The 12,640-nt window shown below is 62.6% G+C and carries 12 protein-coding genes; 6 read left to right on the forward strand and 6 right to left on the reverse strand.

The annotated features are described in order from the left end of the window. Window positions 1-4: 4 nt before the first annotated feature. Genes ABWW33_RS22320 through ABWW33_RS22330 form a run of 3 tightly spaced genes read left to right on the forward strand, consistent with a single transcriptional unit; the run spans window position 5 to window position 4,003 of the window. Complete coding sequence (locus tag ABWW33_RS22320; RefSeq protein WP_176651303.1) at window positions 5-787, forward strand: flagellar biosynthetic protein FliR; 783 nt, start codon at window positions 5-7, stop codon at window positions 785-787. Then, window positions 780-1,919 (forward strand): EscU/YscU/HrcU family type III secretion system export apparatus switch protein, encoded by a 1,140-nt coding sequence (locus tag ABWW33_RS22325; protein WP_353403800.1) that lies wholly within the window; start codon window positions 780-782, stop codon window positions 1,917-1,919. The genes ABWW33_RS22320 and ABWW33_RS22325 overlap by 8 nt, the downstream gene beginning before the upstream one ends. Then, complete coding sequence (locus ABWW33_RS22330; RefSeq protein WP_353403801.1) at window positions 1,916-4,003, forward strand: flagellar biosynthesis protein FlhA; 2,088 nt, start codon at window positions 1,916-1,918, stop codon at window positions 4,001-4,003. The genes ABWW33_RS22325 and ABWW33_RS22330 overlap by 4 nt, the downstream gene beginning before the upstream one ends. 91 nt (window positions 4,004-4,094) lie before the next feature. Here ABWW33_RS22330 and ABWW33_RS22335 read toward each other — a convergent pair whose 3' ends face one another. From ABWW33_RS22335 to ABWW33_RS22345, 3 genes are all read right to left on the reverse strand, one after another. After that, complete coding sequence (locus tag ABWW33_RS22335; RefSeq protein WP_176651200.1) at window positions 4,095-5,042, reverse strand: hypothetical protein; 948 nt, start codon at window positions 5,040-5,042, stop codon at window positions 4,095-4,097. 99 nt (window positions 5,043-5,141) lie between these two features. Continuing rightward, complete coding sequence (locus ABWW33_RS22340) at window positions 5,142-6,023, reverse strand: flagellin N-terminal helical domain-containing protein (protein ID WP_353403802.1); 882 nt, start codon at window positions 6,021-6,023, stop codon at window positions 5,142-5,144. Window positions 6,024-6,306: 283 nt separating this feature from the next. Beyond that, complete coding sequence (locus ABWW33_RS22345; RefSeq protein WP_353403803.1) at window positions 6,307-7,983, reverse strand: electron transfer flavoprotein-ubiquinone oxidoreductase; 1,677 nt, start codon at window positions 7,981-7,983, stop codon at window positions 6,307-6,309. Between the two features lie 202 nt (window positions 7,984-8,185). Between ABWW33_RS22345 and ABWW33_RS22350 the strand changes: the two genes are divergently transcribed. Further along, a complete protein-coding gene (locus tag ABWW33_RS22350; RefSeq protein WP_176651197.1) occupies window positions 8,186-8,962 on the forward strand; it encodes an SDR family oxidoreductase in 777 nt (258 codons plus the stop codon). Here the strand turns inward: ABWW33_RS22350 and ABWW33_RS22355 are convergent, their stop codons facing one another. Beyond that, a complete protein-coding gene (locus tag ABWW33_RS22355; RefSeq protein ID WP_353403804.1) occupies window positions 8,963-9,523 on the reverse strand; it encodes a LuxR C-terminal-related transcriptional regulator in 561 nt (186 codons plus the stop codon). 127 nt (window positions 9,524-9,650) lie between these two features. On the opposite strand from ABWW33_RS22355, the gene ABWW33_RS22360 reads away from it, so the two are divergent. Beyond that, complete coding sequence (locus tag ABWW33_RS22360) at window positions 9,651-10,349, forward strand: CoA transferase subunit A (protein WP_176651195.1); 699 nt, start codon at window positions 9,651-9,653, stop codon at window positions 10,347-10,349. A 17-nt stretch (window positions 10,350-10,366) separates the two neighbouring features. Continuing rightward, the gene (locus ABWW33_RS22365) at window positions 10,367-11,017 is read left to right on the forward strand and encodes a CoA transferase subunit B (protein ID WP_176651194.1); all 651 of its coding nucleotides are present in this window, start codon (window positions 10,367-10,369) and stop codon (window positions 11,015-11,017) included. 46 nt (window positions 11,018-11,063) lie between these two features. Here the strand turns inward: ABWW33_RS22365 and ABWW33_RS22370 are convergent, their stop codons facing one another. Continuing rightward, the gene (locus tag ABWW33_RS22370) at window positions 11,064-11,732 is read right to left on the reverse strand and encodes a hypothetical protein (RefSeq protein WP_353403805.1); all 669 of its coding nucleotides are present in this window, start codon (window positions 11,730-11,732) and stop codon (window positions 11,064-11,066) included. After that, window positions 11,729-12,604 carry a hypothetical protein gene (locus ABWW33_RS22375; RefSeq protein ID WP_353403806.1) on the reverse strand — a complete coding sequence of 292 codons (876 nt, stop codon included), beginning with the start codon at window positions 12,602-12,604 and terminating at the stop codon, window positions 11,729-11,731. The genes ABWW33_RS22370 and ABWW33_RS22375 overlap by 4 nt, the downstream gene beginning before the upstream one ends. Window positions 12,605-12,640 lie beyond the last annotated feature (36 nt).

Genomic DNA, 12,640 nt, shown 5'->3' on the forward strand with positions numbered 1-12,640 from the left:
TTTCATGGAACCGATCCTGGCCCAGTTGCTGCCGCTGCTCACCGCGATCTGGTGGCCGTTCTGCCGCATCCTGGCGATGTTCATCGGCGCCCCGGTGCTGGGCGAGGCGGTCACGCCGGTGACGGTGCGCATCCTGATCGCGCTGGTGCTGGCGGTGCTGATGCTGCCGCTGACCACCACCGGCGCGCCGATCAATCCGTTTTCCATGCACGGCGTGGTGGCCTCGATCGAGCAGGCGCTGATCGGCTTCGTGCTGGGGCTGGCGTTCCACTTCGCCATGTCGGTGATCGGCGTGCTCGGCTTCCTGGTGTCGTCGCAGATGGGCTTTTCGATGGCGGTGATGAACGACCCGATGAACGGCCAGTCGTCGGACGTGGTGTCGGCGCTGCTGTCGGTGCTGTCGATCATCGTGTTCTTCGCCATCGACGGCCACCTGGTGATCGCCAACGTCATCGGCCAGAGCTTCAAGGCCTGGCCGCTGGGCCACGGCTACAGCCCGCTGCTGCTGCAGGCGATCGCCTACAACGTGGCCTGGATCTTCTCGGCCGCGATGCTGCTGGCCATCCCCATCGTGTTCTCGACCCTGGTGGTGCAGCTGGGCTTTGGCTTCCTCAACCGCGTCGCGCCCAGCCTGAACCTGTTCGCGCTGGGCTTTTCGGTGATCACCATCTTCGGCCTGATGATGCTGGCGCAGGTGGTGCGCTTCATCCCCGAGCATTATGTGCGCATGACCAATATGGTGCTGGAGCTGATACGCCAGCAGATGCAGGCGGCCGCCCATGGCTGACAGCGAGACCGGCGACAAGACAGAAAAGGCTTCACAGCAGAAGCTGAAGAAGTCGCGCCAGGAAGGGCAGGTGGTGCGTTCGCGCGACCTGTCGACGGCGATCGGCATCCTGGTCAGCCTCAAGCTGTTCGTCTACCTGCTGCCGGACTACATGGCCGAGTTCCACGAGATCTTCCACCAGAGCTTCGCGCCGCTGGGCGCCACCGGCGCCATCGACAACGCGATGTCTACCGTGTTCAGCAGCTCGATGTGGCTGCTGATCAAGATGGTGCTGCCGCTGTTCGTGGTGCCGCTGTTCATCGTGCTGGGCGCGATGGTGCCGGGCGGCTGGGTCATCAGCACCAAGCACTGGGAGCTCAAGATGGAGCGGCTCAGCCCGGCAGCCAACCTGGGGCGGCTGTTCGGCGCCAAGCACGCGTTCGAGTTCCTGGTGTCGGTCGGCAAGGCCGGCGTGCTGATCGCCGTGCTGGTCCACGTGGCGCGCTCGACCGTAAAGGATTACACCCAGCTGCAGCACATGCCGATGGGGCAGGCGATGATGTCGGGCTCCAACCTGATGCTTGACGGCTTGATGTCGCTGATCGCGGTGTTTATCATATTCGCCTTGATCGACGTGCCGGCGCAGGCGTATTTCTTCGCCAAGAACCAGCGCATGTCCAAGCAGGACCAGAAGGAAGAGCACAAGTCGACCGAGGGCCGGCCGGAAGTGAAGAACCGCATCCGCCAGCTGCAGCGGGCGATGGCGCGGCGCAGCGCGCGCAAGACGGTGCCGACGGCCGACGTGGTCATCGTCAACCCGGAACATTACGCGGTGGCCCTCAAGTATGACCAGGATCGTGCCGAAGCGCCGTATGTGATCGCCAAGGGCGTGGACGAGATGGCGCTGTACATCCGCCAGCTGGCGGTGGAGTTCAAGGTCGAGGTGATGCCGCTGGCGCCGCTGGCGCGCGCCATCTACAACACCAGCCAGGTCAACCAGCAGATCCCGGTGCAGCTGTACCAGGCCGTGTCGCAGGTGTTGAACTATGTGCTGCAATTGAAGGCATTCCGTACCGGACGGCGTAGCGCCGAGCCGGCGTATCCGAAAGAAGTTGTCGTACCCACATCCATGAGCGAGGTCAAGGAGTCATGAATTTTCTGAACAGGCTGGTAGCGGAAGCGCGCCGCCACAAGTTCGCCACGCCGGCATTCCTGCTGGTGATCCTGGCGATGATCATCCTGCCTTTGCCGCCGGTGCTGCTGGACGTGATGTTCACGTTCAACATCGTGCTGGCGCTGATCGTGATCCTGGTCTCGGTGTCGGCGCGCCGGCCGCTGGACTTCTCGGTGTTCCCGACCGTGATCCTGGCCACCACGATGATGCGGCTGACGCTGAACGTGGCGTCGACCCGGGTGGTGCTGCTGCACGGCCATGAAGGCACGGCCGCGGCCGGCCAGGTGATCGAGGCCTTCGGCAAGGTCGTCATCGGCGGCAACTACGTGGTCGGTATCGTCGTGTTCGTGATCCTGATGATCATCAACTTCATGGTGGTGACCAAGGGCGCCGAGCGGATATCCGAAGTGTCGGCCCGCTTCACGCTGGACGCCTTGCCGGGCAAGCAGATGGCGATCGACGCCGACCTCAATGCCGGCCTGATCAATCAAGAAAAGGCGCAGGCGCGCCGCCAGGACGTGGCGGCGGAGGCCGACTTCTACGGCGCCATGGACGGCGCCTCCAAGTTCGTGCGCGGCGACGCGGTCGCCTCGATCCTGATCCTGATCATCAACATGGTCGGCGGCGTGGCGATCGGCGCGCTGATGCAGGACATGTCCTTCGGCGACGCCTTCCGCCAGTACGCGCTGCTGACCATCGGCGACGGCCTGGTGGCGCAGATCCCGGCGCTGCTGCTGTCGGCCGCCGCCGCGATCCTGGTGACCCGTATTTCCGACTCCGGCGACTTCGAGCAGCAGGTCGGCGGCCAGGTGCTGGCCTCGCCGCAGGTGATGCTGAGCGCGGCCGGCATGATGATGATCCTGGCGCTGGTGCCGGGCATGCCATGGCAGATGTTCGGTCCGTTCGCGCTGGTGCTGGCCTATGTCGGCTACCGGCTGCTGCAGCGGGTCAAGGCGCCCGACACCACCAATCTCGACGCGATCGAGGCGGCGCTGCGCGAGGAGCGGGCGCCCGAGCTGGACTGGCACAGCCTGCCGGCGGTGCAGCAGCTGCAGGTGGCGCTGGGCTACAAGCTGGTCGGCCTGATCGACAAGGCGCACGGCGAGCCGCTGACCAAGCGCGTGCGCGGCGTGCGCCAGAGCCTGTCCGAGGCGATGGGGCTGCTGCTGCCGCCCATCATCGTGCGCGACGACCTGGGCTTGAAGCCGTCGCAGTACTCGGTGATGCTGTCGGGCAGCGTGGTGGCGCAGGCGGAGGTGTTTGCCGACCGCCTGATGGCGATCCCGTCGCCCAACATCTACGGCCAGATCGACGGCATCCCCGGCATCGAGCCGGCCTACGGCATGCCGGTGACGTGGATCGAGACCAGCGAGAAGGCCAATGCGCTGGGACTGGGCTACCAGGTGGTGGAGGCGCCGAGCGCGATCGCCACCCACGTCTCCAAGCTGATCCGCGAGTACCTGCCGGAGCTGTTCCGCCACGAGGACGTGTCGGCGCTGATGGACCGGCTGACGGCGCTGTCGCCCAAGCTGGCCGGCTCGCTGGACAAGGCGCTGACGCACACGCAGATGCTGCGCGTGTTCCGCGTGCTGCTGGCCGAGAACGTGTCGCTGAAGGATATTGTGCCGATCGCCACCACGCTGGTCGACAGTTCGGAGACCACCAAGGATCCGATCTTGCTGGCGGCCGAGGTGCGCTGCGCGCTGCGGCGCCAGATCGTCACCGGCCTGTTCGGGCAGAAGACCGAGATGCAGGCCTTCAACCTGGGCGGCGACCTCGAGAACATGCTGCTGGGTTCGTTGAACCAGGCGCGCCAGAGCGGCAAGGTGGTGCTGGACAACTATCCGATCGATCCGCACCTGCTGGCGCAGCTGCAGGTCAACATGCCGGTGGCGCGCGAGCAGATGAAGCAGCAGGCGACGCCGCCGCTGCTGCTGGTGCTGCCGCAGATCCGTCCGCTGCTGGCCCGCTACGCGCGCCTGTTCGCGCCCGGCCTGCACGTGCTGTCCTACAACGAGATTCCGGAGAACCGCGAAGTCAGCATCATCGGCACCGTCGGCTAAACCCGGGGTCAGATCCGACATTCGGACACGAGCTCTGCCGTAGCGGCTGCTACGGCAGAGCTCGTGTCCGAATGTCGGATCTGACCCCGGATTAGGCGGTTTCGGAGAACAGGTCGTCGGGCGGCATCGGCTGCGACAGCAGTACGGCCAGCTCGGCCATCGCCTTGAAGATGGCCTGCGTCAGCGCGGCCGTGTGCATGCGGGTGGGGTAGGAGTGCTCGCCGGTGGCCGGCGGCAGTTCGCGCCGCAGCCGGCAGCGCAGTATCGTCAGGCCCGACCGGCTCACCGTCGACGCCAGTTGCGGCAGCATCTCGCGCATGTGCTGCATGGCCGAGGTCTGCGCCGCGCCCACTTCCAGCACCACGCCGTTGCCGCTGGCCGGTTCGATCTGGATCACCACCCGGCCCACGCCCGGCAGCATCAGTTCCAGCCGCAAGGCCACCCGCGAGCGCTTGCGGCGGTTGCCGCGCTCCGGCTCGTCGTCGTCCTTGACGATCACTTTCAGCACCAGCCGCTCGGCGCCCCAGGCGTAGACGGCGAAGCGCCACGGTTCCATTTCCGTCACCAGCGGCAGGCCGGGGCGGCCCTGCATCGCCGCCGGCGTATGGTCGGCCATGAACAGGCTGGACGGCACGTGCTGGCCGCTGGCCTGCTCCAGCCACGCGGCGCGCTGCTCGCCGTAGGTGCGCACCATCACCTGCCACGAGGCCGCCATCATCGCGGTGTCGGGCGGCTGCCAGACCAGCTGGCGCGATAAAAAGACTTGATTGGGCCGCATCGCGGCCGGGTCGGCGGCGTTCGGCACGTCGGCCAGCGCGGCGGCCAGCGCTTCCAGTCCGGCCTGCGGCATCGGCAGGCCGTCGGGGCCGTCCAGCAGCACGCCGACCGCGCCCGGGCCGTTCGGCGCCACCGGGCCGACCGGGTAATCCGCATCGACCGGCACTTCGCCCGGCGCGCGCGCAACCGGGCCTGGCTGCGTCGGCTGCCGGTCCGGGATGCCCACGGGGCGTGAAGTAGGTCCGATGCGGTCTAAAGCCATCAGGCTGACTCTCAAAAATACGGCTTAAAAAAAAGCCAACCGAAAATCCGGTTGGCTCCTTGTTGTCCCGGTCCGCGAGCGAACCGGGAAGCGCTACGATTACTGCAGCAAGGACATAACCAGGGACGACGTGCTGTTCGACTGCTTCAGCATGGCGGTACCAGCTTGCAGCAGCATCTGGCTGGAGGTCATGTTCGACGATTCAGCAGCGAAGTCGGTATCCATGATACGGCCTTGTGCGGCTTTGGTGTTGGTCGAAACGTTGGCCAGGTTGTTGTAGACATGGTCCAGGCGGTTCGAGACAGCACCCAGGGCCGAGCGGACGGTCGAGACGGAATCGATGGCGGTGGCCAGCGTGTCGATCGCGGTGTTGGCGGCGCCGGCGGTGGCGATTTCAGCGCCGGTGGCGGCTGGGTCGACGCCGGTCGAGGCGAAGTTGGCCGTGGCGCTGGTCAGCGCGGTTTGCATCGCGGTCAGGTTGGCGGTCACGTCGACGTTCATTTTTTCGCCCGACGAGGTACCGATCTGGAAGCTGACGGCGGCGTTGAACTTGGCGTCGGCCTTGGTGCCCAGCAGCGAGGTGCCGCCGAATGCGGTGTTGCCGATGATGTTGGTCAATTCCTTGCCCAGCGCATCGAATTCGGACTGCATCGCGGTACGGTCGGAGTCGGTCGAGGAACCGTCAGCCGATTGGGTCGCCAGATCCTTCATGCGGATCAGGATGTTGGTGGTCTCGTCCAGCGCGCCTTCGGCGGTCTGCATCATCGAGATCGAGTTCTGGGTGTTACGCATCGCAACGGTCATGCCGCTGGTCTGGTATTTCAGACGGGTTGCGATTTGCAGGCCTGCAGCGTCGTCCATGGCCGAATTGACACGGAAGCCGGTGCTCAGGCGGGTCTGCGAAGTCGACAGCGCCATCTGGGTGCGGGAGATCGAGTTCTGTGCGGATAAGGCCGCAGAATTAGTGTGAAGGCTCAGCATGAAATAACTCCTGGTAGGTGGATTCAGTTCGGAGCAACGAATCTTTTGTGCTCTCCCAAGTACAAGACGACCGTATCTGGAAGGACATTAAATGCTTTATGGAAATTTATAAAATATTTTGTAACAGAGAGCCGGTTAAGCTACTGTTTTAGCCGTTTTCCACCCGATCGATTATGGTCCGGTTGCCATTCCGGTGCAACAAATCCTTCCTGGCATAAAAAAACAGCACGCCCATGACGGGCGTGCTGTTTCGACGTTGTTGCTTTTTTGTTGATTTTTTGACCTACATGTTCGGATAGTTAGGGCCGCCGCCGCCTTCCGGCGTGATCCAGACGATGTTCTGGGTCGGGTCCTTGATATCGCAGGTTTTGCAGTGCACGCAGTTTTGCGCGTTGATCTGCAGGCGGTCGGCGCCGTCGTCGGTCTTGACGAACTCGTACACGCCGGCAGGGCAGTAGCGCGCCTCCGGACCGGCGTACTGGGCCAGGTTGACGTCGACCGGCACGCTCGGGTTCTTCAGCGTCAGGTGGACCGGCTGGTCTTCCGCGTGGTTGGTGTTGGAGATGAACACCGACGACAGGCGGTCGAAGGTCAGCTTGCCGTCCGGCTTGGGATAGCTGATCGGCGCGAACTGCGAGGCCGGCTTCAGGCATTCGTGGTCGGCGTGGCTGTGGTGCAGCGTCCATGGCGCCTTGCCGCGGAAGACCAGCTGGTCGATGCCGGTCATCAGCGAACCCAGGTACAGGCCCTTGTTCAGCCACGGCTTGACGTTGCGCGCCACATGCAGTTCCTCGTGCAGCCACGATTTCTCGAAGGCGACAGGGTAGGTGGCCAGCTCGTCGCCCTGGCGGCCCGCGCCCAGCGCCTCGAACACCGACTCGGCGGCCAGCATGCCGGACTTGATCGCGGCGTGGCTGCCCTTGATGCGGCTCATGTTGAGGAAGCCGGCGTCGCAGCCGATCAGCGCGCCGCCCGGGAAGACCAGCTTCGGCAACGATTGCAGGCCCCCTGCGGTGATCGCGCGGGCGCCGTAGGAGATGCGCTTGCCGCCTTCGAAGAACGATTTGATGGCCGGATGGGTCTTGTAGCGCTGGAATTCCTCGTACGGCGACAGATAAGGATTCTCGTAGTTCAGGCCGACCACGTAGCCCACCATGACCTGGTTGTTTTCCAGGTGGTACAGGAAGGAGCCGCCGTAGGTCTTGCTGTCCAGCGGCCAGCCGGTGGTGTGGATCACCAGGCCGGGCTGGTGCTTGGCCGGGTCGATTTCCCACAGTTCCTTGATGCCGATGCCGTACGATTGCGGGTCCTTGCCCTTGTTCAGGTCGTACTTGGCCATCAGCTGCTTGCCCAGGTGGCCGCGCGCGCCTTCGGCGAACAGCGTGTATTTGCCGTGCAATTCCATGCCCAGCTGGAAGTCCGGACCGGCTTCGCCGTCGCGCTTGACGCCCATGTTGCCGGTGGCGACGCCCTTGACCGAACCGTCGTCGTTGTACAGGATCTCGGCGGCGGCGAAGCCGGGGAAGATTTCCACGCCCAGCGCCTCGGCCTGCTGGCCCAGCCAGCGCACCACGTTGCCCAGCGAGATCACATAGTTGCCATGGTTCTCGAAGCAGGCCGGCAGCATGAAGTTCGGGGTCTTGTAGGACTTGGTTTCGGTCAGGAACAGCACGCGGTCTTCGCTCACCTCGGTGTTGAGCGGCGCGCCTTTTTCCTTCCAGTCGGGGATCAGCTCGGTCAGCGCCTTAGGATCCATCACGGCGCCGGACAGGATGTGCGCGCCCAGTTCGCCGCCTTTTTCCAGCACGACGACCGACACTTCCTGGCCTTTTTCAGCGGCCAGCTGCTTGATCTTGATCGCTGCCGACAAGCCCGCAGGCCCGCCGCCGACGATCACGACGTCATACTCCATCGCGTCGCGTGGGCCGTACTGTTCTACTAGATTTTGTGGCTGTGTCATGGTCTGTTCTTATAGTGTTTAACAAGGATGGGAAAATTTAAGCACGAGTGTGCTTCTTTTTCGTCCAGAATGCAATGTGGGCGCCATTTTGAGGGACATTATTAGACACTGCAATCTAATACTGGCGATTTGTGTAATCATAACGATTCGACAGCCACGCTGTCGGGAATTCATCACTTAATATCAACACTAGGAGTAGCTCGTGGGCATAGAAGTCAACTTTGAGGGAAAAATTGCGCTGATCACCGGCGCCTCCAGCGGTCTCGGAGCCCGGTTTGCCAAAGTGCTGGCCCAGGCTGGCGCCCAGGTGGTGCTGGCGTCGCGCCGCACCGAGCGGCTGAAGGAACTGCGCGCGGAAATCGAGGCCGACGGCGGGGCGGCCCACGTGGTCAGCCTGGACGTGACCGACTACGCCAGCATCAAGTCCGCCATCGCCCACGCCGAGACCGAGGCCGGGCCGATCGACATCCTGGTCAACAACTCGGGCGTGTCGACCACGCAGCGGCTGGTCGACGTGACGCCGGAAGATTATTCCTTCGTGATGGACACCAACCTGCGCGGCGGCTTTTTCGTGGCCCAGGAGACCGCCAAGCGCATGATCGCGCGCGCCAAGGGCGACCCGACCAAGAAGCACCGCATCATCAACATCGCCTCGGTGGCGGGCTTGCGCGTGCTGCCGCAGATCGGCGTGTATTGCATGAGCAAGGCCGGCGTGGTGCAGATGACCAAGGCCATGGCGGTGGAATGGGGCAAGTACGGCATCAACACCAACGCCATCTGCCCCGGCTATATCTCCACCGAGATCAACGAGGATTATTTCGCCAGCGAGCAGGGCCAGAAGCTGATCGAGATGTTGCCGCGCAAGCGTCCGGGCAAGCCGGAAGACCTGGACGGCCTGCTGCTGCTGCTGGCCGGAGAGGATTCCAACTTCATCAACGGCGCCATCATCTCCGCGGACGACGGCATGACCGCCATGTAGTTACAGATGCAGGCCGACCAGCTTGTGGACCAGTTCCGACGAGGTGGCGGCCGAGAATTTTCGCATCAGCTTGGCGCGGTGCATTTCCACCGTGCGCGGGCTGAGGTCGATCTGGCGGGCGATGGTCTTGCTGGTCTTGCCTTCGACCAGCAGCGCGGCGATTTCCCGCTCGCGCGGCGTCAGTTCCGCCGTCACCGGACGCTTTTCGCTGACGTCCTCGAAGGTCCAGATGCCGGGGCCGAGCGGTTCCGAGGCCTTCATCGAATGGCCGGTGACGTGGCACCAGAACAGCTCGCCGTTCGCGCGGCGCATGATGCGTTCGTCCGAATAGCGGCCCTTGGCGTTCATGATGGGGATGATGCGGTCGCCGGTGCGCAGGAACTCGTCCAGGGTGGGATACAGCACGCGGAACGACAAGCCGTCCAGCTGGGCGCGGGTGTAGCCGAACATCGCGGCCAAGGCCTCGTTGCTCGACTGGATGACGCGATTTTCCGAGATGCACATGCCGACCGGCGCGTGCAGGAAAATGGATTGGTAATCGATGACAGGCTGTGCGCTCATGTGTTCCAACGGCAGGTAGTTCTACGGTATTGTGCTTTTGATGTGCGTATTCTATGCTGAGACGCCTCGTAGCTAGCGCATTTAACAACGTTAGCAACGACTATTGCAACATAAGATAAGGGACACCATGAATAAAATCTATCCGGACGCCACAGCCGCCTTGGCCGGTGTCGTACAAAATGGGCAAACCATTGCCGTCGGCGGCTTCGGCCTGTGCGGCATTCCCGAGGCCTTGATCGCCGCGCTGCGCGACTCCGGCGTGACCGGCCTGACCGCGATCTCCAACAACGCCGGCGTCGACGGCTTCGGCCTGGGCCAGTTGCTGGAGACCCGCCAGATCAAGAAGATGATCGCTTCCTACGTGGGCGAAAACAAGGAGTTCGCGCGCCAGTACCTGGCCGGCGAACTGGAACTTGAATTCACGCCGCAGGGCACCCTGGCCGAGAAGCTGCGCGCCGGCGGCGCCGGCATTCCCGCCTTCTTCACCAAGACCGGCGTCGGCACCATCGTCGCCGAGGGCAAGGAAATCCGCGAATTCGACGGCGAGCAATACGTGATGGAACGCAGCCTGGTGGCCGACGTGGCGCTGGTCAAGGCGTGGAAGGCCGACAAGGCCGGCAACCTGGTGTTCCGCAAGACCGCGCGCAACTTCAACCCGAACGCGGCGATGGCCGGCAAGATCACCATCGTCGAAGTCGAACAGCTGGTGGAAATCGGCGAGATCGATCCGGACGCCGTGCACCTGCCGAGCATCTTCGTACACCGCATCGTGGTCAACGCCACGCCGGAAAAACGCATCGAGCAGCGCACCGTGCGCGCCAACTAAGAACATCGGAGATTACTATGGCATGGACTCGTGACGAAATGGCCGCGCGCGCGGCGAAGGAATTGCAGGACGGTTACTACGTCAACCTCGGCATCGGCTTGCCGACCCTGGTGGCGAACTACGTTCCGGAAGGCATGGAAGTGTTCCTGCAATCGGAAAACGGCTTGCTGGGCATCGGCCCGTTCCCGACCGAAGATGAAATCGACGCCGACCTGATCAACGCCGGCAAGCAGACCGTGACGGCGCTGCCGGGCGCGGCCTACTTCAGCTCGGCCGACTCGTTCGGCATGATCCGCGGCGGCAAGATCAACCTGGCGATCCTGGGCGCGATGCAGGTGTCGGAGCAGGGCGACCTGGCCAACTGGATGATCCCGGGCAAAATGGTCAAGGGCATGGGCGGCGCGATGGACCTGGTGGCAGGCGTCAAGAAAGTGGTGGTGCTGATGGAGCACGTGGCCACCGCCAAGGACGGCTCGACCTCGCACAAGCTGCTGAAGAAATGCGACCTGCCGCTGACCGGCGTCGGCGTGGTGGACCTGGTCATCACCGACCTGGGCGTGATGGAGGTGACCCCGGCCGGCCTGAAGGTCACTGAACTGGCGCCCGGCGTGACCAAGGACCAGATCAAGGCTGCCACCGGCGTGGAGCTGGATTTGTCGGCCGTTTAAGTTCGGTTCGCGGATGGCCTATGGCACGCTGCGGCGTGCCATTTTTTTAGGCGATGATTTTTTCAACCATTATCCATTTGCACGGGCGCTCGGCGTAAATAGGTTCAGTCCAAAGGAACTGGGCACAGCTGTCCTCAATATCTGGAATGTAGATTCCTGATTCGAGCACGGATGTACCAGATAAAACAGTCACCGTTGGCGATAGCTTGTAATCCGGCCAATGCATTGGCGCATTCAGCGGGCCGCGAGAGCTTTCATCGTAGTCAAGGGAGAGTTTCAGCGGACTCCAGTAGGCTTCTTTTGTCGCAACAATGTTCCTCGCCATAAGCACCGCCTTGTTTAATAGCGCACCGTAGAGATTTTCGTCATCTCGTATCATCCATCCTGACCAATAATCGCTTTGCCCCTTCAAATCATTCAACGGGCCGTGCGCATGTCCCAGTCCGGCGAGATCGCCTGACTGCAGCGCTGAGCATCCTTCGTTCAAGGATTTTAGTGTGTCGTGGAAGTTTGGAACGACATGTTCGCGCCATACGATGTCGGGCCTGTCTGGCGGCCGCCACCGGAAGAAACCTGAGGGCAGATTGCGTACGAAATCTTCCATACACTTCTCAAGATGAATAATCATCTCGGCCCAGGTGTCGCGTAATTCGCTGAAGTAGGCGACAGAGGTGTAGCGCTCCAGCAGAAAGATCTCCTGCGGTATCAGCTTCACGACGAGCCTCCTTTAGTTCGAATGATCACTCTTGACCGAATTTGCTCGACATATATCCAATCGCATGGACGGTTGGTAAAGGCATTGCGGGCGACCAGGCTGGGTGCCAATTTGGGTTTGGCGGTGCTGCGACTGAATAACGGATCACAGGTCAGACGCGGATCGTTCAGATGCGCTTGCACGAACGCGTGCATGCTGTCGTCGTTGACCCAAAGATCAGCGCGGCCAACTGCCGCCACTGCTTCCAATCCCAGGTCATTGAAGGTGCTGCATTCCAGCAGCTCGCCGGCGGGACTGCCGGTCCAGCAGAATTGCGGCGTGCCATGTGGATCGTCGATCGGCAGATATACCCCTGTACGCACGGGCACCATGCCGGTCCGGCCAGTGACGTCGGGACGCAAGCGCAATGCCGGCACTTGTGCCAGGGCTTCCGGGTCCTCATGTCGCCGAAGCGCCAGGCTGAAGTCATCCCAGCGTGTAGTTTGACCGGAACGGTCCATGGTGTCGTCAATGTTCATCGCATACAGCGATATTTGCTCAAAGCGTGTCTCGAAGTCGCTCTGCTCATCAGGCGTCATCCAGTCCAGCGATATCTCGGCCAAAGCGCGACCGCATTGGTTAGCACCGGTAATCGAATACACCTCGAACGCGCGCTTCGCGATGTGGGTGGCTGCCGACAGCTCAAAATCGGCCAGGAACGACCAGCCATTGTTGGCCCGCTGCTGCAGCTTGGTCAAATCCAAGGTTGGATCGATGAACGCCATCAGCGCATGCAGCCGTTGCTGCAAACCTTTGAGGTAGTCCAACGAGGCATAGTGGTAAAGCATCGACACCTGTTGCCTGCGCACTGGGGACAATTCAGTTAATCTCATGGCGCGTGTATCAAGAATAAATACGTCAGATCAAGG

This window comes from Duganella hordei (assembly GCF_040369125.1).
Lineage (GTDB): Bacteria > Pseudomonadota > Gammaproteobacteria > Burkholderiales > Burkholderiaceae_D > Rugamonas > Rugamonas hordei.

What these genes read in the sequence shown, in the direction of transcription:
- ABWW33_RS22320 (WP_176651303.1), top strand. Translation starts at nt 5, where the DNA reads ATGGAACCGATCCTGGCCCAGTTGCTGCCGCTGCTCACCGCGATCTGG.
- ABWW33_RS22325 (WP_353403800.1), top strand. Translation starts at nt 780, where the DNA reads ATGGCTGACAGCGAGACCGGCGACAAGACAGAAAAGGCTTCACAGCAG.
- ABWW33_RS22330 (WP_353403801.1), top strand. Translation starts at nt 1,916, where the DNA reads ATGAATTTTCTGAACAGGCTGGTAGCGGAAGCGCGCCGCCACAAGTTC.
- ABWW33_RS22335 (WP_176651200.1), bottom strand. Translation starts at nt 5,042, where the DNA reads ATGGCTTTAGACCGCATCGGACCTACTTCACGCCCCGTGGGCATCCCG.
- ABWW33_RS22340 (WP_353403802.1), bottom strand. Translation starts at nt 6,023, where the DNA reads ATGCTGAGCCTTCACACTAATTCTGCGGCCTTATCCGCACAGAACTCG.
- ABWW33_RS22345 (WP_353403803.1), bottom strand. Translation starts at nt 7,983, where the DNA reads ATGACACAGCCACAAAATCTAGTAGAACAGTACGGCCCACGCGACGCG.
- ABWW33_RS22355 (WP_353403804.1), bottom strand. Translation starts at nt 9,523, where the DNA reads ATGAGCGCACAGCCTGTCATCGATTACCAATCCATTTTCCTGCACGCG.
- ABWW33_RS22360 (WP_176651195.1), top strand. Translation starts at nt 9,651, where the DNA reads ATGAATAAAATCTATCCGGACGCCACAGCCGCCTTGGCCGGTGTCGTA.
- ABWW33_RS22365 (WP_176651194.1), top strand. Translation starts at nt 10,367, where the DNA reads ATGGCATGGACTCGTGACGAAATGGCCGCGCGCGCGGCGAAGGAATTG.
- ABWW33_RS22375 (WP_353403806.1), bottom strand. Translation starts at nt 12,604, where the DNA reads ATGAGATTAACTGAATTGTCCCCAGTGCGCAGGCAACAGGTGTCGATG.